The sequence below is a fragment of the Streptomyces prunicolor NBRC 13075 genome (assembly GCF_000367365.1).
GTDB classification, from domain to species: domain Bacteria; phylum Actinomycetota; class Actinomycetes; order Streptomycetales; family Streptomycetaceae; genus Streptomyces; species Streptomyces prunicolor.
Genome location: NZ_BARF01000034.1, coordinates 208,100 through 232,273 on the forward strand (window position 1 = coordinate 208,100; position 24,174 = coordinate 232,273).

Below are 24,174 nucleotides of genomic sequence, written 5' to 3' on the forward strand. Positions count from 1 at the left end.
GGCCGTTCGATGCTGCGGCCAGGGGCGCGCGGCCGTGTCGGGTCGGGCGAGGCGGGGTTGCCGCCTCTCTTGCGTGGTTGCGCAATATAACAATCTCAGATGAGAACTCCGCAGGGCCTTTCTCATTTACGGGATATCCTTTTACGTCAAACTCGGTCAACTGATCGGAATCCGTGCAGTGGTGATGGTCATCGGGGTACCGGTCACGGCGATGAGGTAGAAGCGGGGATGCGACCCGCCCGGCACCCGCCGGACCCCTCCGGGCGGCTTCACGACGTACGTCGCGGAGGCGTGCGGGGCGAGGGTCGCCGGGCCGCCGGAGGCGGTCCACCAGTCGGAGGCGCCCTGTCCGAGGCGGCTGGCGAAGTGGGGGGTGAGCCGGGTGCCGGTGATGTTGACGACCCGGACCGCGAGACCGGTGAGGTCCCGGTGGCCGGCCCGCTCCGCGAAGCTCGGTGTGACGTTCATCCGCAGCGGGGGCGCACTGGCCGCGGCGACCGTCGCGCACACCACGGCGGGTGTGACGAGCGCCACCGCGAGGACGGCCTTGGCCCGGTGGCCGCTCATGAACGGGATGCGGGGCTGCCAGGCCGAGGCGAACGCGGAGGCCGGGACAGTGGCCGCCGCCGCGAGCCACAGCGGGGTCATCATCAGGAAGTAGCCGTCCTGGGACCGGGTGGCCAGGTAGAAGCTCAGCCAGGGCAGCACGGTGATCGCCGGGCCCAGCCGTCGTACGAAGAGCAGCGTGGCGGCGAGCAGGCCGAACAGGAGCAGCTGGCTGCCGTAGGAGTAGTAGTCGAGGTGCCTGCTGCCCGCGGTGAAGTAGTACGAGATGCCCATGAGGCCCTGGCCGTGCAGGATCGCCTTCTGGGTGAGCGGGAGCAGCAGGCCGTGCAGCCAGGTGGAGAAGTCCTGGGTGGCGAAGTAGGCGTTGATCGCGGCCCAGGTGAGCGCGGCGACGCCGGTGTAGCGGGCGAGGACGCCGAGAGCCAGCCGGGGGCCGAGGTCGCCGCGGCGGACGGTGTAGAGGCCGATGAGGAGGAACGGCGTGAGGAACCAGGCGAGTTGCTGGGTGGCGCAGGCCGCGCCGAGGCAGAGGGCCTGGGCCGCTCCGGACAGGCCGAGCCGGCCGCCGGCTCCGGTGTCGGGCCAGCGGACCACCACCGGGATGAGGAGGGCCAGGGCGAGGACGGCGGGGTAGCCGGAGTAGGCGTAGCCGGGCAGGAAGCCGAAGCCGAGGCACACGGCGGTGGCGCCGGAGCGCCAGGGGGCCGGGAGCAGCCACCACAGCAGGACGGCGCCCGCGAGCAGCGCGCCGGTGGTGACGAGGGTGGCGGCGGCCGTCGAGTGGAGCACGGCGTGGACGGGGGCGGCGAGCAGCGCGGTCAGCGGCGGATAGCCGTAGGTGTAGTCGGCGCCGCCCGACATGGTCTTGGTGATGCCGACGGACGAGGAGTCGAAGAGCCACGGCCAGGGCTGGCCGTAGACGGGGTGTCCGTGCAGGATCTGGCTCGCGGCCTGGGCGGTGAGCACGCCCTCGTCGGTGCCGGCGTGGTTGAGCCAGTAGCCGCACAGCACCAGCACGACGGCGAGCAGCAGGACGCCGGCGTCCACCCGGGTCAGGGCGCGCCGGGTGCGCGTGGTGAGGGCGAGGACGCCCGCGACCAGGATTCCGGCGTAGCAGACGGAGATGATCCCGGCGACGTCCGGACGGGAGGTCATCGCCCTGGTCCAGGCGTCACGGGTGCCGATGAACAGGCTGATCGCGGCGATCAGCGTCATCCCCCGGTGCAGCTGCTGGGGCGCCTCGGGTCCGGTCGTGAGCGGCCGGGCCCACTGCGGCCCCGCCGTGGCGGGCGCGTCGCCCTGCCTCGACCGGAGATCACCGCCGGCACGGGGACCGTCATCCATGGCGTGCTTCTCCTCGCTCCGTCCCCGTCGGTCGGCAGTTCGCTCCGGGGCACCCTCCACTACCCGTCGTAGAGGTGAAAGGAGCCGCCGAGGTTCACCGGCGGAAGGAAAGAGCTGGGGAAGAAAGTACTGACGTGCAGGGTGGGTTGACGCATCGGCCCAGGTCGGGCGGGGTCCGCCGGGTCAGCTCGCGCGCATCGTCCGGATCACTCCGCGTCGGTGGTGAACCGGTCGGTGCCCAGCACGGTGAGGAGGGCGAGTTTCTGGTGGCTCTCCGTGCCCGGGGTGGCGGTGAAGACGAGCAGCGACTGGCCCTGGTCCGGTTCCAGGAGGAGTTGGCAGTAGAGGTCCAGCCGTCCGACCTGGGCATGGACGAAGCGTTTGGTCTCGCTCCAGCGCAGGCCCACCTCGTGCCGTTCCCACAGCCGGGCGAACTCGTCGCTGACGCGCCGCAGGACGTCCGCCAGGTCTGCCGCAGGGGAGTTGGGCCCGTTTCGGGTGACGGCCGCGCGCAGCAGGGCGACGTTGGTCCGGCTGTTGTCGTCGTGGTCCTCGGGGTCGTAGCGCTCGCGCTCGGCCGGGTCGGTGAACCAACGGTAGGTCGCGCTGCGGGAGTTGCCGGTGTACCGGGTCTGCTCGCCGAGCAGCGCCACGGCGGACGGCGTCTGCAGCAGCGTCTCCCCCAGCGGGCCCATGACCTGCGCGGTGGTGTCGGCCAGGCCGTCCATGACCCGCATCAGCCCGGGGCTCACATGGTGAAGTCGTAGGTCACGGTGGGCAGTTCGGTACCCGCCGAGCAGGAACAGGTGATCGCGTTCGTCCGGGGTCAGCCGCAGGCCGCGGGCGATCGCCGCGAGCATCTGCTCCGAGGGCTGCGGCCCGTCGCCACGCTCCAGCCGGGCGAAGTAGTCGGCGGACATCGTGCACAGCTCCGCCACCTCCTCGCGGCGCAGACCCGGAGCACGCCTGCGCTGCCCGCGACGCAGCCCGACGTCCTCCGGTTGCAGGGCCGCGCGCCGGGTGCGCAGGAAGGTGCCGAGGGACGAGCGGTCGAACGTACGGTCCATGGTGCTCATCGTTGGCCATCCGGCCGGGCTTAGCCACGACCTGGCATTCAGTGGTTGCGGAGGTCCTTCCGGCGCCTGAGGCGGGGCGAGTTCACTGGCGATGCGATCACCGGTCGCCCCACACAGCGAACCAGGAGCCAAGTCCCATGACCAGCATGCCCAGTTGGACCTCGAACGACCTGCCCGACCTGACCGGCCGTACGGTGGTGATCACCGGGGCCGGCCGCGGCCTCGGCCTGATCACCGCACGCGAACTCGCCCGCGCCGGTGCCCGAGTCGTGCTGGGGGTGCGCGACACCGGCAAGGCCCGCGACGCCGTCGCCGGACTGCCCGGCACCTTCGAGGTCCGCCCGCTCGACGTGTCGGACCTGACCTCGGTACGCGCCTTCGCCGACGCCTGGTCCGGCGACCTCGACCTCCTGATCAACAACGCCGGCGTGATGGACATCCCCGCCGCGCGCACCGCCGACGGCCTGGACCTGCAGACCGCCACCAACCACACCGGCCCCTTCCTGCTGACCACCCTGCTGCTCGATCGCATCACCGACCGCGTCGTGCACGTCACCAGCGAGCTGCACAAGCAGGGCAGGCTGGACCTGGCCGACCTCGACTGGCGCACCCGCAAGCACAACGGCATGCAGGCCTACCAGGCGTCGAAGCTCGCGGTCGTCCTCTTCTCCCTCGAACTCCAGCGCCGACTGACCGCCGCGGGCAGCCCGGTCCGCTCGGTCCTCGCCAGCCCGGGCATCGCCCGCACCTCACTGGCGGCCCACTCCCGCTCGAACGTCGTCAACCGGCTCACATTCCTCACCAACACCCCCGAGCGCGGGGCCCTGTCGATCCTCTACGCCGCGACCCAGGACGTCCCCGGCAACTCCTACGTCGGCCCGGCCGGCCCGGGCGGCTTCCGCGGCTCCCCCGCCCTCCGCAAGCCGGGCAAGGCGGGGCTCGACCCGGCCCTGGCCGGCCGCCTGTGGGACGCGACCGCCGACCTCGTGGGCGCGGTCGCCCGATGAGCCGCCCGAAGGGTTGCGTCGGGGCTCGCCTCGATGCCGCCGACCACGCCGAGATCTGCGTCCCGCACGGTTACCCGGAACAGACCGTCGCCTCGGCGAGATCCGCATGAACTGCGCCGTGGCCGGTGATCCCACACTCCCGGCCATGCTGCTCGTACCGGAGCCCGGCATACCGCCCGGCGGCGGGTACGCCGTATTTCGCGGCCGTCCCAAGGAGGAGCGGTTCGTCGATCGATGTCATGGCCGGGATCGCGCCATGGGCCACCGACACCGATGGGCGGAGTTCAGCGGGGTGTCTTGACGTAGGTGTACGGAGCGGAGACGTAGGTGCTGTGGTGATCGGCGGCGCGCAGGGCCGCGGTGAGGCGTTCGCGTGGTTTGAGGCCGAGGTGGGCGGTGGCGTGCAGGGCGCCGAGAGCCAGGTCGTCCCCGGAGCCCACGGCGGCGTATCCCTCGACGGGCTCGCCGACTTGATAGTCGCCGTGGATCTCGAAGAGACGGCCGTGAACGCCGACGAGGAAGACGCCCGCCTGTTCCTGCTCGGAGTCCTTGCGGGCCCAACCGCCGTCCTTGAGGCAGGTTCGGACGGCGTTGATGAAACCCGTGGTCATGAATCGGGCGAGGTCGCCTTTGGGATGGGGGGCCTCGAACGCGTGGTGCAGTAGCTGTCCCATACGGAACGAGGTGGTGAAGCCGAGTGCATAGGGGCCGTTGGTGAAGACCTTCGGATCGCGCCGGATCGTGAGCTGCGACCCGCTGCTGCCCGCGGAGTCTCCGGCGAGATGGACACGCCCGCGATGGACCAGGCCGACGATGACGGTCAAGTCACCACCTCCAGGGACTTGTTGGGTCCTTGTCGACTTGCATGGTGCATGGACCCGTTCTGCCCTTCGCCCGGGCGGAGCTACCGATTCCGCAAGGGGAGAGGAGAGCCGAGGGAGAGTTGGTGAGAGCGTTCGATGAAAGCGTTCGTTGAGAAGGGGGCCAGCAGCGCGCCGCCTACGACGTCAACTCCCCGCCCTACCTCGTCAGCCCGCCGACAACTCGGTCGCGGTGAAGCGCTCGAAACCCGCGTGGTACGCCGTGCCCTGCGGGTCGGTCGCGCTGTAGTGGAAGGCGGCCACACCGCAGCCCCGGGCGTCGAAGGCGGCGCCGGTGTACGAGGCGACCGAGGTGCCGTTGACGGCGAGCCCCACCTTGATCCGGCCCTGGCCGGCGGCGGAACAGGTCATCGACATGTCGATCTCCCGCCGGCTCGCCAGCTTCAGGCCCACGTCCGCGAGGTCGACCTCGACGACTCTGTCGTGCTGGAACTTTCCCTTGAACCTGAACTCCCGCACGATCAGCGCTTCCTGATCGGTGGTCAGGTAGGTCGCCCAGCGGGAGCCCTTCGCGTAGTCCCCCGAGCCGTTGCACCACAGCCCGACCCCGCCCTCGCCCCCGTACCACTCCGTCTGGGTGCTCAGTCGTACCGCGAACGAGGACGGCTCGAAGGGCGCCTGCGGCCACACCTCCAACTCCGGCCGGGGATCCACCAGCATGGTCCCGCCCTGGTGCGTGATCCTCGCCAGGGCCGGGTCCTTGTGCGACCAGTCGCCCGAGTCGGTCAAGTCATCGGTGTACGAGAGGAGTTGGGAGCTCGCGGAATCCGAGCCGTGCGGCTGCGGGCCGCCCTCCGTCGCCGATCCGCCCGAGGTGGTGCTGAGCACGACGGCGAGCAGCACCGCCACAGCGGCGCTACCGGCCGCGAACCCCCACAGCCGCAACTGCTTGGCGCTTCTGCCGGAGCCCGCGTCGCCGCTCCCGGTTCGCGGGGGTGATTGGGGTGGCGGTGCCGTACGCGACTCCGTCCGCACGCCCTCCGGCGCCGCCCCCGCCCCCACAACCCCCACCGCCTCCGCGAACCGGGTGACGAGCTGGGCGGCTGTGGGGCGTTGCGCCGGATCCTTGCGCAGACAGTCGGCGATGACCGAACAGACCGGCTCCGGCACCGCCGAGAGATCCGCGGCGCCGTCGCACACGGCGACGAGCACCTCGTAGTCGCTCTCCCCCGCGAAGGGATGCCGCCCGGTGGCGGCGAAGTACAGCGTGCCGCCGAGGGAGAACACGTCGGAGGCGCCGGTGATCTGGAGCGACCTGGCCTGTTCGGGCGACATGTACGCGGGCGAGCCGAGCACACCGCCCGGTGTGGTCAGCGCCGACTCGTGCGAGCGGTCGTCGCGGGCGATACCGAAGTCGATGATCCGCGGTCCGTCCGGGGAGAGCAGGATGTTGGACGGTTTGATGTCCCGGTGCACGACGCCCACCCGGTGCACCTGCGCCAACGCGTGCGCGACGGCCAGCGCGAGGGACTGGAGCCGCCCGGAGGACAGCGGGCCGGTGGTCCGCACATGCTGGTGGATCGTGGGGCCCGGGACGAACTCGCTGATGATGTACGGGTGTTGCCCGGACAGGTCGGCGTCGAGGACCCGCGCCGTGGCGAGTTCACCGACCCGGCTCGCCGCGCCGAACTCCCGGCGTACGCGGGCGAGCGCGACCTCGTCGTACTCCTTGCCCGGCAGCAGGAACTTCACCACGGCCTGCCGCCCCGCCCCGTCCCGGGCGAGCCACACGACACCTTGCCCGCCCCGGCCGAGCACGCGTTCGCAGACGTATCCGCCCACCGACAACCGCTTCTGCGGATCCATGCACCCGCCCCCAGCCCCGCCCCCGGTTCATGGCTGCCCGTCAGCGTATCGGCAACGCCGGGCCCGGGCAGGCTCCTTGACCGGGTCTCCCGCAGGCGGAGGTCCCGCGCGCGAAGGCCGAGGTCCAACTCCCCCATTCCACGGGAGACTTCCCATTGATTGACGCGTCCGAATGGGCTGCCAATCAACTGTCGGCCCGGTGAACTCGGTGCTGTGGGGGGAGGTCGTCCCGCGTTCCCCTTGGGGGGAGGGAACGCGGGACGCTCGGCCGGCCCACGGTTCCGCGGGTGACGTCGTAGATGGTCGTAGACGGCCGTAGAGGGGGGGCACGGCATGGGGCGTCCGGAGAGTCCGCTGGATCCCGCGGCCGGGCCGGTGCAGCGGTTCGCGTACGCGTTGCGTCAACTGCGCCGGGAGGCCGGGGGGATCACCTATCGGGCGATGGCCGAGCGCGTCGACTTCTCCGCGGCCACGCTGTCGGAGTCGGCGGCCGGTGAACGTCTCCCGTCGCTGGCTGTCGTCCTCGCGTATGTAGGGGCCTGTGGCGCGGACCCCGGTGAGTGGGAACGGCGTTGGCGGGAGGCGTCCGAGGAGGAGGCGGGGCGGCCGGCCGAGGACAAGGAGGGTGTCACGGCGCCGTACCGGGGGCTGGCGCGGTTCGAACCGGGCGACAGCGGCCGTTTCTTCGGCCGGGACCAACTGGTCGCCGATCTCGCGGAGTTGGCGCTCGACAACCGGTTCGTGGCCGTCGTCGGCACCTCGGGCAGCGGCAAGTCGTCCCTGTTGCGGGCCGGGTTGGTGCCGGCGCTGCGCGACGACGCCTGGCCGGGTACCCGCCCGTCGGCCGTACGCATCCTCACCCCCGGCGAGCATCCGGCGCGTACCCACGCCCGGGCGCTCACCCCCGCCGAGACCACGGGGGACGGGGACACGTGGGTGATCGTGGACCAGTTCGAGGAGGTCTTCACGCTCTGCCAGGACCCCGCCGAGCGCACCCGCTTCCTCGACCGGCTGCTGACTGCCTCCCGGCCCGGCGGCGGGCTGCGGGTGGTGATCGCGGTACGCGCGGACCTCTACGGCCGTCTCGGCGAGCACCGCGGTCTCGCGGACGCGCTGCGCGGCGCGAGCCTGCTCGTCGCCCCGATGAGCACGGACGAACTGCGCGAGGTCGTCGTGAAACCCGCCGCCGCCCAGGGCCTGACCGTGGAGCGCGCCCTGACCGACCGGATCGTCGCGGACGTGTCCGACCGGCCCGGCGGACTACCGCTGATGTCCCACGCGCTCCTGGAGACCTGGCGCCGCCGCCGCGGCCGCACACTGACCGTCAAGGGGTACGAGGCCGCCGGCGGCGTCCGGGGCGCGATCACGCAGACCGCCGAGGACCTGTACGGCAGCCTCTCCCCCGAGGAGGCCGCGCTCGCCCGCAGGGTGATGCTGCGGCTGATCGTGCCGGGCGAGGACAGCGACGACACCAGCCGCCCCGCCCATCGCGCCGAACTCGACGCGGGCGGCACCGTCGACACGGCCGTCGTCCTCGACCGGCTGGCCCGGGCCCGGCTGATCACCCTCGACGACGACACCGTCGACCTCGCCCACGAGGCGCTGATCACGGCGTGGCCACGACTGCGCGAATGGATCGACCGCGACCGTGAGCTGCTGCGCCGGCATCGACTGCTCACCGAAGCGGCCGTCGCCTGGGAGCAGTTGGACCGGGACGCCGGTGCGTTGTATCGGGGGGCGCGGCTGACGGCGGCGGAGGAATCCTTCAACGCGCTTGCCGGTGTCACCCAACTCGCGCCGTCGGAGCGGGCGTTCCTTGCCGCGAGCCTCAGGGCGCGGGACGCGGAACAGCACGTGACGGCTCGTACGGCCCGCCGACTGCGTTCTCTGGTCGCGGGGTTGGCCATTCTGCTTGTGCTGGCGGTCATCGCCGCCGGGCTGGCGTTCACCCAGCGGCAGAGCGCCGTCACCGCGCAGCGCACGGCGCTGTCCCGGCAACTCGCCGCCCAGTCCGGGGCGTTGCTGGACACCAACCCGGACCTGGCCGCGCTGCTCGCGGTCCAGGCGTACCGCACGAAACCCACCGCCGAGGCCGTCGCCGGCCTCTACACGGCTGCCGCCCTGCCGCTGCGCTACCGCCTCACCGAACACAGTGCCCAGGTGTGGTCGGTGGCGTTCAGCCCGGACGGGCGCACGCTGGCCACCGCCAGCGACGACGGGACCGTACGGCTGTGGAACACGGCCACCGGCAGGATCCGGGCCACGCTCACCGACCCCGACGGTGTGCCCGTGGCGGTGGCGTTCGCGCCCGACGGCCGGACGCTGGCCGCCGGCGGGGAGGGCGGTGTCCGGCTCTGGAATGTGGCCTCGGGCACGGTCCGCGCCAGGTTCCCCGGCCAGGGCACGGTGTTCGCGGTGGCGTTCAGCCCCGACGGCCGTACGATCGCGGCCGCCGGGGACGCGTCGGTGAGCCTGTGGGACGTGGACTCGGGGAAGACCCGCGCCACGCTCACCGGCCACACCGGACTCGTCTGGTCGGTGGCGTTCAGCCCTGACGGCCACCTCCTGGCCACCGGCGGCGAGGACCGCACCGCGCGCCTGTGGGACGCGGCCACCGGTCGCGCGCTGGCCACGCTGACCGGCCACACCGGACCCGTGCGGTCCGTGGCCTTCGCACCCGACGGACGGACTCTCGCCAGCGGCGGGTTCGACAAAACCGTCCGGATGTGGCCGGTACGGTCCGTCAAGCTGCACGAGAGCCACATCCTGCGTACCGGCCAGACCGGCCCGGTGATGGCGGTCGCGTTCAGCCCGGACGGCCGCACGCTGGCCACCACCGGGAACGACAAGACGCTGCGGCTGACGAACCTGGCCACCGACGAGAGCCGGACCATCACCACCGGACACACGGACTCCGTCACGTCGGTGGCGTTCAGCCCGGACGGCCGCACCCTGGCCACCGGCAGCGAGGACAGCACGGCACGGCTGTGGCAGCCGGACACCGGGCAGGCCCGGGCCATTCTCAACAGCCGTACGGGGCCGGTCCGTTCGGTGGCCCTCAGCCCCGACGGCCGCACCCTGGCCACGGGTGGCGACGACGGGAGAACCCGTCTGTGGAACCCGGCCACCGGAAAACTCCGGGCCACGCTCCCCGGTCGCACCGCGGCCGTACGGTTCGTCGCGTTCAGCCCCGACGGCCGCACGCTGGCCACGGGCAACGTCGGCGGGACCGTACGCCTGTGGGACGTGCGCACGGCGGCGTCCCGCCGGATTCTGCGCTACGGGGCCAACGTCTGGTCGGTCTCCTTCACCCCGGACGGCCGGAGCCTGATCGCCCGTTACGACGACGGCGAGCTGCGGCAGTGGAACACGGCCACCGGCAAGGGCCGCTCCCTCACCACCCGGCACACCAAACCCGTGTGGTCCGTCGCCGTCAGCCCCGACGGTCACACCCTGGCAACCGGCGCGTACGACAAGACGATCCTGCTCCAGGACCTGGCCACCGGCACCACCCTGGCCACCCTCACCGGCCACACCAGCACCGTCAAGGCACTGGCCTTCAGCCCCGACGGGCGGACCCTCGCCAGCAGCGGCGAAGACCGCACCGTACGGCTGTGGAACACCGACACCGGGAAGCAGCGGGCCGTACTGACCGGCCACGGCGACCAGGTGTGGGCGGTGGCCTTCAGCGCCGACGGCCGCACCGTCGCCAGCGGCAGCGACGACGGCACGGTACGCCTGTGGGACGCGGCCACCGGACGGCTGCGGGCCACCCTCACCGGACACACCGGGCCCGTACGGTCCGTGGCCTTCAGCCGCGACGGCCGCACGCTGGCCACCGGCAGCAGCGACGGGACGGCCCGGCTGTGGAACCTGACACTGCTCGACCCGAAGCAGTCCGTCGACAAGATCTGCGCCGCCGAGCACCGCGGCTTCACACCGCTGGAACGGGCCACCTACCTGGGTGGCCACCGGGACGCGGCCTGCTCCGGCTGATCGTTCGGTGCCGGGTGCCCGGTCGAGGTCTGTCGGGCGGGCACCCGGGCTGTCCGAACCGGGGATCACTTCTTGACGACGGACTCCACCCAGCTGATGAAGTTCGCCGTCGCGTCGCCGGTGCGCTCGGCCATGGTGTGCGCCATGGCCCACACGGTGGCGAAGTCGACATCGCGGACGCCGTAGTTCAGCAGGGCCAACTGGACGTTGATCTCAGTGGTGTTGGCCGTGTCGCCCTGCATGATGCCGGTGCGGATGCGCCAGTGCGGCGCCACCCGCGACCGCCGGTAGCCGTCGAAGGCGGGCGAGAGGAAGTACAGCGGGTTGTACGCGTCGCCCCGCCAGAGGATGTCCTTGCCGACGCTGTCCTTCTGGGCGAAGTCGCTGTCGTACGCCGCGGAGCCGTAGGCGGAATTCCAGTCGGAGTACGTGGCGTACGTCGTCTCGTTCGCCTCGATGACGTCCCGCGTGAGCGGCGCGAAGTGCGACGGGGCGTTGAGGCCCATCGCGAAGACGCTGTTCTCGCCCTGCCCGCGGGAGTACCCGTCGAACGCGCCGACCGGCTTGTTCGCGGTCTTCTGGCTGTTCACGAAGCCTTCGAGGCCGGACACCGTGGCGGTGTTGGTCGTGGCGTCGTAGGTGACCCAGGTGCTGTCGGTGTTGAGGTGGGCGATGTAGTCGGCGACCGTCTCGTACGTCGTCGAGGTCCCCGTCTGGCCCGATCCGGGCGGGCCGCCCTGGGTGGTGATGGTGTACGGGAAGGTGTTGTCGGACAGGAAGTCGTTCAGCGAGGTGGTGATCACCCCGATCAGGTGGTCGTAGTAGCTGCCGGCCAGGTAGGTGCCGCTGCTGGACTCGGTCAACTGCAGGCGCCTGCCGTGCTCGTCGCGCAGACCCAGACGGTTGAGGTACTTGGGCCAGGCCTTCGCGAGGTCCTTCGAGTAGGCGCTGGTCCACGTGGTGGACGCGCGCGTACTGGTGGAGGCGAACTGGCCCATGTTCCACTCGTAGGACAGGTTGGCCTCGGCGAGGTCGGTGATCGGGCACCAGGCCATGACGCCGGCGACCGCGTCGCTGAGCGGCCGACCGTGCGCGTCCTCCATCGCTGCGCCGATCGTGCGCAGGTACGGGTCGAAGAGGGGGCTGTCGCCGGAGGCGCCCGCCACGGTGTCCTGGGCGCCGCCGCCGCTCATGCCGAACAGGACGATGTCGTCCGTGCTGCCGGGCAGGACGCCGCGGTTGTACCGGAGGAAGCGGATCGCGGCCTTCAGGTCGGTCACGCCCCAGGGCGCGGCGTCGGAGCGGGTGCTGGTCGAGCTGTCCCGGCCGCGCAGTCCCGGCCACACGTAGATGAGGCCGGCCTCCAGGTACTCCGACACGCTGGTGTAGCTGTAGGAGGTGGCGGGCGCCTGCTGGGCGTAGCCGGGGGTGTTGACCGGGATCACGATCGGCGCCGTGTGTCCCGAGTACTGGCCGACGGTGCCCTTCCGGTTGATCTTCGCGGTGTACGTGGTCCCGTCGCTGTTCGCGGTGGCCGTCAGATAGGCGCCCGGCACGTAGATCGACAGGTTCTCGTAGTCCGTCGCGGCCGGGTTCGTGACGTACACCTTGCCGACCTGGTAGTACACGTCGTTGGTCGCGTCGTACGACCAGGCGGTGGAGTCGAACTCCAGCGAGTACGCCGAGGACGTGCTCGACGAACTGCTCGACGACGAGGTGGCGGCGAACGCCGTGCCCGCCGTGCCCTCGGCGGTTCCGATCGCGGCCAGGGCCGCGACGCCCGTGGCGCTGCGGATAACCGTTCTGCGGTTCATGTCCACCCGTGGACCTCCTTGTACAGCGAATTGCGTGGTCACAGCCGCGCCTGGGCACCACCCCGGCGGCACCGCGGGCACGTCAGGCTGTGCGGCTCATACGAGTGCCAGACTGTAGGTGGGGACCCTGAGTCGTGGCCATAATTGTTAACAATTTTGATGATAATTTTGTTAGAAGGAATCTCGCCGCGGGACGCCCGCCCGGTACGCCACGAAGGGCGAGGTATGCGAGTGGCCAAGTCACCGTCGCCCGGGCCGTGTTGCTCTCCCTGGGCCCTGTCGCCTCGTGGCGGGTGTGCCTCACGGACGCGGTCGAGTCAAACCGGGTCACCGAATCCACCACAACCTCTCTCCACGAGCGCCACCCCGTCCACATCAAGGAAGTGGGACGGTAACGGTCGGCCACAGGAACGCCACAGACGAAGGAGCTCCCCCGGTCGCAGAAGCCGTATCGGAGCCTTCCTGCCCCCGCAGGCGCAAAAGGGCCAAGTCCCCCTGTCCGGCGGCCACTTCCCACCGCACATCAACGACCACCAAAAGCCCCCCCTGCACCCCTCGCACAATCGAAAGGCGCCTGACGTGAGCGCTCCCGTCCTTTGTGGAATCCCCGTGCGTCATCTCGCGACAGCCCTGACCGCCTCCGCGTCCGCGCTGGCACTCACCGCGTGCGGCGTCATCGACGGAGTCGGCGGAGGCGACAGCTCCGCGTCTCCGAAGAAGGGCGACGACATCACGGTGGGACTGCTCCTGCCCGACAGGGACACCGCACGCTTCGAGAACTTCGACCACCCCGTCATCACGAAGGAGGTCGCCGCCCTCACCAACGGCAAGGGCAAGGTCGTCTACGCCAACGCCGACGCGAGCCAGGACAAGCAGAGCGCGCAGTTCCAGCAGATGGTGGACCAGAAAGTCGACGTCATCCTGGTGGACGCGCTGGACTCCAAGGCCATCGCGCCGGACGTCCGGAAGGCGAAGGACGCCGGCATCCCCGTCATCGCCTACGACCGGCTCGCAGAGGGCCCGATCGACGCGTACGTCTCGCACGACAACGAACTCGTCGGCGAGATCCAGGCCCGCGCCATCATGGGGGCGCTCGGCAGCAAGGCGGCATCCAGCAAGATCGTCATGATGAACGGCGACCCCGCGGACACCAACTACGCGAAGTTCAAGGACGGTGCTCTCGGCGAACTGAAGAACCGGGTCGTCATAGCCAAGGAATACGACACCTCGAAATGGTCGCCGGCGGTCGCCGAGGCGAACATGAAGAAGGCGATCAAGGCCGTCGGCCTCGACGACATCGCCGCCGTCTACGCGGCCAACGACGGCCTGGCGGGTGCCGTCATCAAGGCGCTGAAGGACGCGGGCGCCACCAAGATCCCACCGGTGACCGGCCAGGACGCGAACCTGGACGCGGTGCAGCGGATCGTCTCGGGCGAGCAGTACATGACCGCGTACAAACCCTTCCCGGAAGAGGCCACCCGCGCCGCGGAGATGGCGGTGTACAAGGTCCAGGGCCGCGACATCCAGTTCGACTCGCTGACCCGCGACACGGCCGACAGCCCCACCGAGAAGAAGATCCCCACGATGCTGGTACCGGTGGTCGCCCTCACCAGGGACAACATCAAGGACACGGTGATCGCGGACGGCATCTACACCGTCAAGGACATCTGCACCCCGAAGTACGCGGCGGACTGCGCCGCGATCGGCCTGAAGTAACAGCCACCGACCGGCACGTGGCCGCCACCGGCCGACCGCCGCAGGGGACAGCCGACAAGGGAACGGCGGACGAGTTCCGCGGTTCCCTCAGGCCGTCCCCCGCGGTCTTCGGAGCGACAAGGCCAAGAAGCCGCACACGCCGAGCGCTGCGGACGACGCCTGCCAGCCCACCCATCGGCGCCCTTGTCCCCACGTCCCGTTCCCACTTAGCCTGATGACGGCTTCATCTTCGCCGGCTGGGTCGTCCGCATCCCCGCCATCAAGCACCAGACTGGCGCCTCCGCCAGCACCCTCGGACTCGCCCTCCTCGGCGTCTCCGCCGGCGCCGTCATCACCATGATGCTCACCGGCCGCCTCTGCCACCGCTACGGCAACCACCAAGTCACCGTCGTCTGCGCCGTGTTGCTGTCCCTCAGCATCTCCCTCCCCCCACTCACCCACTCACCCCTCACCCTCGGCCTCGTCCTGCTGATCTTCGGCGCGGCCTACGGCGGGATCAACAACCCACGAACACAAAGACTCCGCCTCCCCGCGCAGGTTCCGCGTTATACAGGGGCCTGCTACAGCTGGCGGTTTCCGCAGCTCAGCGCCCATCAAGCACAGCCAAAGCAGGCGCCTTCCAAGCGCTTGGCCGCAGGTTCGAGTCCTGCCGGGGGCGCTTCGCTACACCCCGCGTTTCCGCAGGTCAGGTCGGCTGTAGGGCTTACCGATGGCACTTCCTCTCGTGGCGCGTTGCTCGCGTCAAATGAGCGATGACGTCGACCTGTTAGCGCCCATCGATCGCGCCGCCGACGAGATGCCCGAGGCGGTCGCCCGGCTCATCAAGGCGTATTCGGCGGCTGGATACACGGTGGAGACGGCCCAACAGACCCCTACCTACAGCCGGTTGAACGTCATCGATCCGTCCACCGGATCGCAAACCAAGGTGGAACTCGTCGCAGAATTCCTCCGCCATGCGCCCGTCCCCTCCGAGCTCGGTCCTTTGCTCCACCGTTACGACGTCGCCGCCGGCAAAACCATCGCCCTGTTCACCCGGGCCGAGGCCCGCGACGCCATCGATGTCGACGGCCTGCTCAAGACCGGCTACAGCCATGAGCGGCTGATCGAACTCGCCACACAGAACGACGCCGGATTCGACCGTCGGATGTTCGCCAACGCCCTCCGCCGTGTGCAGCGCTACACCGACAAGCAATACGCCACCTACGGCCTCGACACCCAGGCAGCCGCCGCGCTCCGCCGGCAGTTCAACGACTGGCAACAGCAACTCACCCAGCCCGAATCCGACCAAGATCGCAGCTGAACCAGAGTGAAGTCCTCGCGCGCCAGGCAGCGTCGGCTGAGGCGGTCCGGCGCGTCGTCCGAGCCTCGCCGCTGAATCGCCGCCGACGGAAATCAGGTCGGCCACGGCCCGCAGAACGGCGCGGCTTTCGGCCTCCGTGAGGTCCCTCGACACCTGCTGGGTGTGCTCCCGGATGACATCGTGCGGTCGGAAACGGCGTGGTCCGTCGGGGGACTGGACTACGACGGCCAGATGAGCGGTGAGCAGCTCACCCACCGCCATGGGGGTGACCGCCGGGACAGGACGGCTCAAGCGCCCTGGCGACCCTGTCCGCGCAGGTCAGGGTTTCGGCACGGGCCAGGACGCGCTCACCACCTCACGACCGCTCAGGTACCCCGGCGGGCTCGCTCGACGATCTCGTCCTCCGTGAGCGGCACATCGTGGTGACTGAGGCAGATCGGCACCTCGATCTTGCTGAATCCGGTCCCCTCGCTTGCGGCGTTGAACATGCCGGCCTTGAGACCGGCGAGGTTGTCGAGGACCGCGTTCCGCGCCTGGGCCATGGTCTTGGCGGCCTCGATGTGCGCGGGTTGGGTGAGTCGGCCGATGAACTGGTTCACGGTGTTGCCCAGCGCCTGGTTGTGGATCCCCCTGGGGAGCTGTGAGGCGAGGACTATCCCGAGTCCGTACTTGCGTATCTGGCGGATGAGTTCGACCGTGCTGTCCGTACTCGGATTCGATGCACCGGAGGGCACGAAGTTCTGCGCCTCGTCCATCACCAGCAGCCCGCCCAGGGCACGGTCGCCGACCGGGTGTGCCCTGAACCATGAGAACAAGGTCGCCTGGAGGCGGCTGACGAATTGGGCCGGTCCGTCGCCGGACAGGCCGATGAAGCTGATCACCGAGATACGGGCGGCCTTCCCCGGCGACGGGATCAGGAGCATTCCGGGATCGGCGGGTGCGCCGGACTCCCCGAACAGCGGGTCGGTCTCCATCGCGGCTTCCAGCGTGTCCGCCATCTGAACCGCGAAGCGACTGGTCCTGCTGTTCACGATGTCGCTCGGGGGCTCGGCGAGCAGCTCGACGAAGCCGGCCAGGGTCTTGCCGCCGTCGCGCGCGTACCGTTCGAGGGCACGTTTGAGGACCCCCAGCTGCTGGGTCGCGCGAGCACTGCTGCCGCGTACACCGGCATGTGGCGCGAGTGAGGTCACGGTCGACCTGACCAGACGGGGGAAGTCGTCCTCGTCGTCAAGGACGGGACCGAAGTCGGGAAGCGGGTAGAAGGAGATCGGACGTCCCCGGTTCAGACCCGGTGTCCACACCACCACTTCGACATCCGCGAAATAGCGTCGGGCCTCGCGCTCATGGTCGTCCGTCCAGCCCTTCGGCGGGCGCGACCAGGGGTCGCCGAGCCGTGCGAGGTCGTCGTTCGGATCCAGCACGATCACCGAGACGCCGCGCAGAGCGCACTGCTCCACAAGTCGCTTGATCAGGACCGTCTTGCCCGATCCCGCCGCGCCCACCACCGCGGTGTGCATCCGGAGTCGTTCCATGGGTATCGCGAACGAACGGCCGCCCCGGACCGTGGTTCCGACGACGATTTCGGTACGAGCCGCCTCGGCGTCCTCCGGTATGTCCGCCGCATCCGCCGCCACCCTGGAGCCGACTTCCGTGGTCGCGATGCCGAGATGCTGCCGTAAGTCTCCCAGCACCGGCGCGAAGACCTCGATGCGGGAAGCGGGGCGATCCTGCCGAAGCCATTCGTCCAGGCCTGACGTACGGTCGTCGAGCATGGCCCGGAGGGCGGCCAGGGTCCGGAGGTCGGCGGCGCCGATCGGTAACGACACGCCGCCCCGCGCCTCGAAGTCGTCCTTGATGCCCTTGGTCTTGGGGCCGCTCGGGTACGGCATGTTCCGCAGCAGGATCAGCCGGCGGCTCGCCAGGTCGGCCGTCAGGCCGGCCTCCACGGCCGCGTTACGAATCCGGTTCTGGGCGGCGATGGCGTTGTTCGCGGCGATCGCCCGGAAGGACCAGTGGAATTCGTTCTCGCTGGCCTCGTCCACGACATAGCGCAACCGGGCGTGCAACGCCGCCTTGCGGCCGAAGTCGGTCTCGATGGAGAACCGCGTCTCGTCGGCGCCCAGTTCCCTGACCAGACTCCGCAGCCCCGCGCCCAGCAGAGCGGGCATCAACCCGTCCTCGGTCGTGGGGTCGAGCGGCCCGAGGTCGTCCGCCTCGGCACGGAGCTTGTCGAAGTGCTCCGTGAGGGTGCTCAGGTTGACGGCCCTCGCCGGTGCGGGCGGTGCGGCTGCCGTGGGCTCTGCGCCTGCCAGGGAGATCAGTTCGGCCACCGTGCCGGTCTGCAGACACGCCTCGATGTGCCTCTGGACCCGGATGAGCAGCCGCCGTGCGGTGTAACGGTGTGGGGCTTCGGCCAGCGCCGCCGCGGTGACCGGCCAGGTGGGATACCGCGGAGTGAACCCCACCGACTCGTAGGAGGTCCGAAAGCGGCTGCTGACGATGGCGGCGGCGGTGGCTTCGTCGGGAATCGCGCCGAGCGTCGGCAGAACCTCGAACCGGTCCAGGGCGGACCGGACGGCCGCCCGGGAAATCTGCTCCCAGGTGTCCTCGTGGCACGCCACGACCATCAGGGTCCGGCGGGCTTCCTCCCGCAGTTCCATCAGGCCGGTGGCGATCTCACTGCTCAGCCGCTTGGCGGCCCGGCCCTCGCCGGAAGGGACCGACGTCAGCGACGACGTCTCCGCGGCGGACACCAGGGTGTCGAGCTGGTCGAAGGCGAACACCAGCGGTCCGGCCAGGGCGAACAGGCGCGTCAGATCGCGGAGGACGAGTTGGGCCTGTCGCCCGCCCGGCGACATCCCCCAGGCGGCGCGCTTGTCCCCGTCGTCGTCGTTGAGCGCGAAGTAGGCCCTGCCGATCTCCACGGAGTCGCCGGTGGAGGCTATGAGCGCCAGCGCGCGGGCCGTGTCCGCGGCCTCGTTGCCCACCTGCCGGTCGATGGTCCGGATTCCCCGAACGAACGCATCGACATGGGCTCGCGTCAACTCGCGCCGGCCAGTGACGGCGGTATGGGTGTCCGGGTCGAGGCGAGCCTGGCGCGAAAGCTTGTCGAGCAGGCGAATCAGTTGTTCCTGGCCGCCCTCGTCCTCCCGGTAGAGACTGTCGACGAGACTGTCGGCGGCGCTCTCCCAGAAGTTCCGGCCGGTGACGAGCTTGACGTAGAAGAAGGAGCCGCCGCGCTCCTGGATCTCGTGGCGGGTCCAGCCGAGCAGATGCGTCTTGCCCGAGCCGCTCTCGCCACGCACCACGGTCGCAACCGGCGAGTGGGCGCGCTCGACGGCGCTCATCGCCCTCCCCAGCCGCCGGAACACCTCAGGATGAAGGCCGTCGACGTGGTAGGAGGTCACCGGTGTCCAGATCTCTTCCTGGGTCAGCGCGGTGTTGATGTACAGCGTCTCCAGGGCGGCGAGTTCCCCGTTCACGCCGGTCCGATCCGCAGCAGGTGGCGGGGTTCGCCGCCGATGTCGACGGCGGCTCCGCGATCCTCGTCGCTGAGCGTGCGCTGGTTGAGCTCGCCCATCAGCTGTACGTCGGGCTGCTCGATCATCCGGTCGAGTTCGGCGTCGACGGCCCTTCGCGGCAGGTTCTCGAGCCATGGGCGCAGCGCCGACAGTCTGACCCAGCTGCCCGGTTTCCGGCGGACGGTGAGTTCCGTGTAGGCCGCGCGGATCCAGTCCTCGACGTCGGGCTGGAAGAACTCGCCGAACTTGGTGCCGGAGCGGGCCAGGTACTGTCCGACGTTGTCCAGCACCGCATAGAGCACCCCGGCCGGAAACTTCGCTCCGTCCGGACGTCCGGCCACCAGAGCGGACTCGCACCAGGTCCGGCCCGCGGACGTGAGCTGGTGCGTGTTGACCGCACCGTGCTTCCTGGTCACGATCCGCTCGGCATCCTGGTTCACTCGCCGTCGCACCGCCGCGGTGATCTCCAGGCCGGCGAGTTCGCGCAGTTCACGGTTGGTCACCGGCCGTGCGACCACCATCAGGGCGAACAGCGATGCATGATCCCGTACAGTCAACTCCGTCGGCACAGTACCCCTCCTCGATGAGCCGAAATGCGGTCAGATGTCAGACCCCCGCCTGGGCACCAGTTCCACCCGGCCGGTCATGCTGGACAACTCGCCCATGACGGTGATCACCTGCCGTTCCCGATGCGCGGTGATCGCACGGTCGTACGAGGCCTGGTCCGGGAGCCGCACCCAGACGGCCCGCCGGACCAGTTCGGCGTGCTCGGTGCGCAACTCACCGCGGACCTTGATCCGCCACCGGTCGTTGCCGGAGGAGTCGTCATGCAGCCCCTCGACCACACCGGAGAGCGTCGCGGCACCGGTGGCGTTGAGGCCGCGAAGCCGCAGGGACGCGGCGTGCAGAAGCGATCCCGAGGTCTCCGGGAACGCGACGACACGTGACGGCACATCGAGTGGCTGCGAGCGCGCCCACCGGAAGCCGATCTCGAAGGGCTCGCTCCGGTCGAAACCGGAGAGTTCACTGAGCGCCTTGCACAGATCCGCGGAGACGCCGGCCGTGACGGTCTCGTCGAAGGCCGCGGGCGCGTCGGCCGCCACGGCTGCCTGGGCCGCGCTCACCGCCTCGAGCATCTGGACCAGCACGGCCCGACCGGTGACCTGCTCCCCGCTCGGGGTTCGGGCCGTCGCGTCCGCCGCCACCCGGATCTCGACGACGTAGCTCCCGGCGCGGGAGGGGCCGAGTTCGGCTGCGCGCAAGAGGTCGCCCACCACGCCCGGTTGCCGGCCGGCGAAGGCGAAGTGCGGACCCTGCACGACGGTGCGCGCCGCCGCCGTCAGGAGGTTGCGGACACCCAGCACCGTCTGCGTACCCAGGAGCAGCGAGGTGTAGCCGGGGTCGTGGCCGGTGGGAAACGTGCGGAAGGACTGCTTGTCCAGCTGCGGTCTGGCGATCTCCAGGGCGATGTCGCCCGCCGGCCGGTCCTCCAGCGCGCACAGACAGCGCAGGATCTCCCGTACTCGGCGGTCGTTGTCGCCCATGCCGTCGCGAGCGGGTACCAACACCTCGTAGTCGCCCGGGTGTTGCCACACACTCGCGCCGCGCCAGCCTTGTGGATCCCGCTCCCAGCCCGTTTCCGCCAGATAACTGGCGATGTCGTCGACCTTCAGCGGAATCGTCATCGGTTCCCCTACCAGTCGGACTGCGTCTCGGCGAGCCGGCGCAGTGAGGCGGCGGTGAGCACGTTCGCTGTCGGAACTCTGACCGGACGCTTTCGGCGACGGTCGGGGTCCTTGATCGGCTCCTCGGAACGAAGCGAGACGAAGTAGCCGAGGTGACGGAGCATCACACCGTCGGTACTCATGGCCGCGTACGCCTGGTTGTCGGCGGGGACGCAGATGACGAACAGAAACCGGGGCACGGTGAAGTCGGGACCGGCGAGCTTGTTGAACTGCCGCTCGTTGAGCCCGCGGAAGTTCAGGTGGCCGGACGACACGGACGGCGTCGACCATGTCTTGATCTGAGCCTCGACAGTGGGTGACAGCGTCCGTCCGTAGCGGCCGGTGGCGCGGAACCCGAGGTCGACCCCGTCCGCGTCGAGATCGCCTTGCAGGACGATCAGGCCTGCGGCAGAGGCCAGCACACGGACGTAGTCTTCGCCGAACTTGCCCTGATGCTGCTTCGCATCGAGCACGAAAGCCCCCCAATGTCCCCCTACTGTGGCACACAGTAGTCAGAACCTTACGGCACGCGCTGACAACTGTCAGGGCCCCATAACGGACCTTCCGACAGGCCTGCGAAACGATGGCCGACAGGCAGCTGTTCATCCCTGATGCGATGCAGGGGCGGGCCTCCGCTCCGGCCGGGTACGGACGATGCTGTGGTTGCCGCATATGGCTCGTTCTCCCGTTAGGGAACGACGAACCTCGCCCCTGCTCAACGCAGTTATGTGTCCTAACAACTCTGCGCCTGACCTCACGTACGGATCAGGTCGAGTCCGTACACCACTTCCCAGAACGCAAGCCCGAGCAGCCCTCCGGTGGAACGGAAGTACGGGAAACCCTGAACGGACGCCACGGCTCGGATAGCCTCGTCAACCCTGGGGGCCGAACTGACGTACGGCGCACATCACTTCGGGGGATCCGTGTCAGAACAGCGGCCGGTGCCACCGGGCTTGGCAACGAACGAGGCCGCCGCGCTGCGGCAGACCGGTGCCTCACCCCTGCGCCTGGGCGACCCGGACCACATCGGCCCCTATACGCCGCTGGCCCTGCTCGGCAGCGGCGGTATGGGGCGCGTCTACCTCGCACGTCCGGCGGACGGCAGTGCCGGTCTGGCCGCTGTGAAGGTGATCAGGCCGGAGTACGCGGAAGATCCCGGCTTCCGGCGCCGGTTCGAGCGTGAGGCGTCGGTGCACGAACGCGTCAGCACGTCGCACACACCGAGACTCTGCGGCACGGGCTTCCAGGACGAGTTGCTGTGGATGGCCACCGAGTACCTCCCGGCGCTCGATCTGGCGCATGCCGTACGTGAGCACGGTGCCCTGGAGACGGCCGCAGTATGGCGCCTGGTCGCGGAACTGGGGCAGGCACTGGCCGACCTCGCCGCCACGGGGATCGTGCACCGGGATCTGAAACCATCCAACGTGCTGCTGTCCGTCGGAGGCGCGCATGTGATCGACTTCGGCATCTCGAAGGCCATCGACGCCAGCACGATCACCGGCACGGGTGTCCGGGTGGGAACTCCGGCCTACATGTCGCCGGAACACCTGAGGACCGGCAGATCCGACACCGCGTCGGACGTGTTCTCACTCGCCGGAACGCTGGTGTACGCGGCGGTGGGGCGCGCCCCGTTCGGCGACGGTACGGGAGTCGACGTGATGCACCGGGTGGCGTTCGAGGAGCCGGACCCCGAGCTGATCGCCGAGATCTCGGCGGCGGACCACGCGCTCGGCTCGCTGCTGACCGCCTGCCTGGCCAAGGAGCCCGAACAGCGGCCCACAGGGCAGGACTTGATCGACACGGCCGGCGAACGAACCAAAACGACCGTGTGGCCCCAGCCGCTGGCCGACCAACTGCTGGCCCGGCAGCGGGCGTACGAGGTGCTGTACCGCCTCCCCGTCGCACCCCAGGCCCGATTACGGTCTCCGGACGAACGGCCGATGGCGATGCCGCCGTCACCGGCCGGGCCGGACGGCCGACCTGATCCGCCCGTTCCCGAACCACTGGTGGTGGCCGCCGATGCCGCCACCGGCATGCCATCGGCGCGCCCTCCGGGGAGCAAAGTCCCTACCTGGGCACGGAAGAAGTCGGTACGGGCCGTCGCCGCGGGCATCGCCGTCTGCGCGGTGGCCGCAGGGGTCTTCATGGTCAGTGGCCACGACGCCCCGCCCGCCGTTTCCGCCCCGGGTTCCGCCACGACGACCGGCCGCACCGTGCCCGGTGGCACCGCCGTCTCACCGACGCCCGGGGCTTCGGGCGCGAGGGCTGCCTCCGGCAAAAGCGTCGACGGCCCCGCGAACCCGGACGGCGCGGCCACGCGTCCCGAGGACTCCGGCTCCGCCGCACCGGCGGTGCAGGGCACTCCCTCCGCTCCCTATGCCGATCCCGGCGCCTCGGCCGACGCGACTCCCTCCTCGTCCCCGAGCAGTCCGCCCACCACCGAGCCCGCGACCCCGGCCTGGATCTCGGACTGCACGTACTACCGCGGCAGCGGACGCACGCGCCTGGGAGACAGCGGCAAGCGTGTGCTGCAGGTGCAGTGCATGCTGATGAAACGCGGATACGGCGTCGGGAGCACAGGCGTGGACGGCGACTTCGGTGCCGGAACCGAGTCGGCGGTGCGGAGCTTCCAGAGCGACAAACTGCTGGACGCCGACGGCATCGTGGACCGCGAGACCTGGCTCGCCCTGCGCAGCGCGGAGTGATGCCCGTGCCCCACCCGCGCAGTGCTGAACAGGGGCGGCTCGGTCGCCGAATCCGGCCGGGTCCGGCCGGGTGGTACCCGCTCCCGAGCCACCCATGCTGCGACCACCTGGGCGTCGCACCGGCCACCCGCGGCTTCGACGTGGCGTCCATCGGCGAGGACAGCATCGACCGGACATCCTTAGGCCACGGCGACCCCGCCCGCTCGGTCGGCCACTTCAGTCGGGGGTGATCGGTTCGCGATGCCTGACGATCGGATGGATGAGGTCGTACAGCACGAAGTTCCGTCCCGCCCTCGGGATCATTCAGCGTGTCTTGACGTGGGGGTACGGGGCGGAGACATACGTGCTGTGATGATCTGCGGCGCGCAGGGCGGCGGTGAGGCGCTCGCGCGGTTTGAGTCCGAGCTCGGCGGTGGCGTGCAGAGCGCCGAGAGCCAGGTCGTCCCCGGAGCCCACAGCGGCATATCCCTCCATGGGCTCACCGACTTGATAGTCGTCATGGATCTCGAAGAGACGGCCGTGGACACCGACCAGGAAGACACCTGCCTGTTCTTGCTCGGAGTCCTTGCGGGCCCACCCACCGTCCTTGAGGCAGGCTCGGACGGCGTTGATGAAGCGCGTGGCCATGAAACGGTCGAGGTCGCCCTCGGGGTGCGGGGCCTCGAATGCGTGGTGCAGCAGCCGGCCCCTACGGAACGAGGTCGTGAATCCAAGTAC

General features: G+C 70.0%; 15 protein-coding genes, 1 tRNA gene and 1 pseudogene. 7 read left to right on the plus strand and 10 right to left on the minus strand.

The window, feature by feature from the left end:
- Window positions 1-156: 156 nt before the first annotated feature.
- Window positions 157-1,911: a hypothetical protein gene (locus tag SPR02S_RS16755; protein WP_019058138.1), complete on the minus strand. Its 1,755-nt coding sequence runs from the start codon at window positions 1,909-1,911 to the stop codon at window positions 157-159.
- Window positions 1,912-2,117: 206 nt separating this feature from the next.
- A complete protein-coding gene (locus SPR02S_RS16760; protein ID WP_026150618.1) occupies window positions 2,118-2,978 on the minus strand; it encodes a helix-turn-helix transcriptional regulator in 861 nt (286 codons plus the stop codon).
- A gap of 146 nt (window positions 2,979-3,124) precedes the next feature.
- Here SPR02S_RS16760 and SPR02S_RS16765 point away from each other — a divergent pair, with 146 nt between their 5' ends.
- Window positions 3,125-3,994, plus strand: coding sequence for an SDR family NAD(P)-dependent oxidoreductase (locus tag SPR02S_RS16765; RefSeq protein ID WP_019058140.1), 870 nt, complete (start codon window positions 3,125-3,127; stop codon window positions 3,992-3,994).
- Window positions 3,995-4,278: 284 nt separating this feature from the next.
- On the opposite strand, the gene SPR02S_RS16775 is transcribed toward SPR02S_RS16765, so the two are convergent.
- A complete protein-coding gene (locus tag SPR02S_RS16775; RefSeq protein WP_019058142.1) occupies window positions 4,279-4,818 on the minus strand; it encodes a hypothetical protein in 540 nt (179 codons plus the stop codon).
- A gap of 204 nt (window positions 4,819-5,022) precedes the next feature.
- The gene (locus tag SPR02S_RS58960; protein WP_052346991.1) at window positions 5,023-6,681 is read right to left on the minus strand and encodes a serine/threonine-protein kinase; all 1,659 of its coding nucleotides are present in this window, start codon (window positions 6,679-6,681) and stop codon (window positions 5,023-5,025) included.
- Between the two features lie 333 nt (window positions 6,682-7,014).
- Here SPR02S_RS58960 and SPR02S_RS16785 point away from each other — a divergent pair, with 333 nt between their 5' ends.
- Window positions 7,015-10,677 (plus strand): nSTAND1 domain-containing NTPase, encoded by a 3,663-nt coding sequence (locus tag SPR02S_RS16785; RefSeq protein WP_026150619.1) that lies wholly within the window; start codon window positions 7,015-7,017, stop codon window positions 10,675-10,677.
- Window positions 10,678-10,742: 65 nt separating this feature from the next.
- Here SPR02S_RS16785 and SPR02S_RS16790 read toward each other — a convergent pair whose 3' ends face one another.
- Window positions 10,743-12,491: an esterase gene (locus SPR02S_RS16790; protein WP_106436968.1), complete on the minus strand. Its 1,749-nt coding sequence runs from the start codon at window positions 12,489-12,491 to the stop codon at window positions 10,743-10,745.
- Window positions 12,492-13,100: 609 nt separating this feature from the next.
- Here SPR02S_RS16790 and SPR02S_RS16795 point away from each other — a divergent pair.
- The 4 genes and pseudogenes from SPR02S_RS16795 (at window position 13,101) to SPR02S_RS55825 (ending at window position 15,507) form a co-directional block, all read left to right on the plus strand.
- Window positions 13,101-14,207 carry a sugar ABC transporter substrate-binding protein gene (locus SPR02S_RS16795; RefSeq protein ID WP_019058145.1) on the plus strand — a complete coding sequence of 369 codons (1,107 nt, stop codon included), beginning with the start codon at window positions 13,101-13,103 and terminating at the stop codon, window positions 14,205-14,207.
- Window positions 14,208-14,432: 225 nt separating this feature from the next.
- Window positions 14,433-14,708: pseudogene (locus SPR02S_RS64875) on the plus strand (MFS transporter); the annotation flags it as partial.
- Window positions 14,709-14,787: 79 nt separating this feature from the next.
- A tRNA-Gly gene (locus tag SPR02S_RS63130) sits at window positions 14,788-14,862 on the plus strand.
- Window positions 14,863-14,952: 90 nt separating this feature from the next.
- Entirely contained in the window at window positions 14,953-15,507 is a 555-nt protein-coding gene (locus SPR02S_RS55825; RefSeq protein ID WP_019058147.1) for a nucleotidyl transferase AbiEii/AbiGii toxin family protein, read from the plus strand.
- 365 nt (window positions 15,508-15,872) lie between these two features.
- Here SPR02S_RS55825 and SPR02S_RS16810 read toward each other — a convergent pair whose 3' ends face one another.
- Genes SPR02S_RS16810 through SPR02S_RS16825 form a run of 4 tightly spaced genes read right to left on the minus strand, consistent with a single transcriptional unit; the run spans window position 15,873 to window position 21,225 of the window.
- Complete coding sequence (locus SPR02S_RS16810) at window positions 15,873-18,989, minus strand: ATP-binding protein (protein ID WP_019058148.1); 3,117 nt, start codon at window positions 18,987-18,989, stop codon at window positions 15,873-15,875.
- Entirely contained in the window at window positions 18,986-19,597 is a 612-nt protein-coding gene (locus SPR02S_RS16815) for a hypothetical protein (protein ID WP_019058149.1), read from the minus strand. Before SPR02S_RS16815 ends, SPR02S_RS16810 begins: the two co-directional genes overlap by 4 nt.
- A gap of 30 nt (window positions 19,598-19,627) precedes the next feature.
- Window positions 19,628-20,713, minus strand: coding sequence for a hypothetical protein (locus SPR02S_RS16820; RefSeq protein WP_019058150.1), 1,086 nt, complete (start codon window positions 20,711-20,713; stop codon window positions 19,628-19,630).
- Window positions 20,714-20,721: 8 nt separating this feature from the next.
- Entirely contained in the window at window positions 20,722-21,225 is a 504-nt protein-coding gene (locus SPR02S_RS16825) for a DUF4365 domain-containing protein (protein ID WP_019058151.1), read from the minus strand.
- 480 nt (window positions 21,226-21,705) lie between these two features.
- Between SPR02S_RS16825 and SPR02S_RS16835 the strand changes: the two genes are divergently transcribed.
- On the plus strand, window positions 21,706-23,457 hold the full coding sequence (locus tag SPR02S_RS16835) for a serine/threonine-protein kinase (protein ID WP_019058153.1): 1,752 nt from the start codon (window positions 21,706-21,708) through the stop codon (window positions 23,455-23,457).
- Between the two features lie 303 nt (window positions 23,458-23,760).
- Here the strand turns inward: SPR02S_RS16835 and SPR02S_RS64880 are convergent, their stop codons facing one another.
- A complete protein-coding gene (locus SPR02S_RS64880; protein WP_019058154.1) occupies window positions 23,761-24,084 on the minus strand; it encodes a hypothetical protein in 324 nt (107 codons plus the stop codon).
- Window positions 24,085-24,174 lie beyond the last annotated feature (90 nt).

Coding starts and splice junctions, on each gene's coding strand:
- SPR02S_RS16755 (WP_019058138.1), bottom strand. CDS start 1,911: ATGGATGACGGTCCCCGTGCCGGCGGTGATCTCCGGTCGAGGCAGGGC.
- SPR02S_RS58960 (WP_052346991.1), bottom strand. CDS start 6,681: ATGGATCCGCAGAAGCGGTTGTCGGTGGGCGGATACGTCTGCGAACGC.
- SPR02S_RS64880 (WP_019058154.1), bottom strand. CDS start 24,084: ATGGCCACGCGCTTCATCAACGCCGTCCGAGCCTGCCTCAAGGACGGT.
- SPR02S_RS16790 (WP_106436968.1), bottom strand. CDS start 12,491: ATGAACCGCAGAACGGTTATCCGCAGCGCCACGGGCGTCGCGGCCCTG.
- SPR02S_RS16765 (WP_019058140.1), top strand. CDS start 3,125: ATGACCAGCATGCCCAGTTGGACCTCGAACGACCTGCCCGACCTGACC.
- SPR02S_RS16785 (WP_026150619.1), top strand. CDS start 7,015: ATGGGGCGTCCGGAGAGTCCGCTGGATCCCGCGGCCGGGCCGGTGCAG.
- SPR02S_RS16760 (WP_026150618.1), bottom strand. CDS start 2,978: ATGGACCGTACGTTCGACCGCTCGTCCCTCGGCACCTTCCTGCGCACC.
- SPR02S_RS55825 (WP_019058147.1), top strand. CDS start 14,953: ATGAGCGATGACGTCGACCTGTTAGCGCCCATCGATCGCGCCGCCGAC.
- SPR02S_RS16820 (WP_019058150.1), bottom strand. CDS start 20,713: ATGACGATTCCGCTGAAGGTCGACGACATCGCCAGTTATCTGGCGGAA.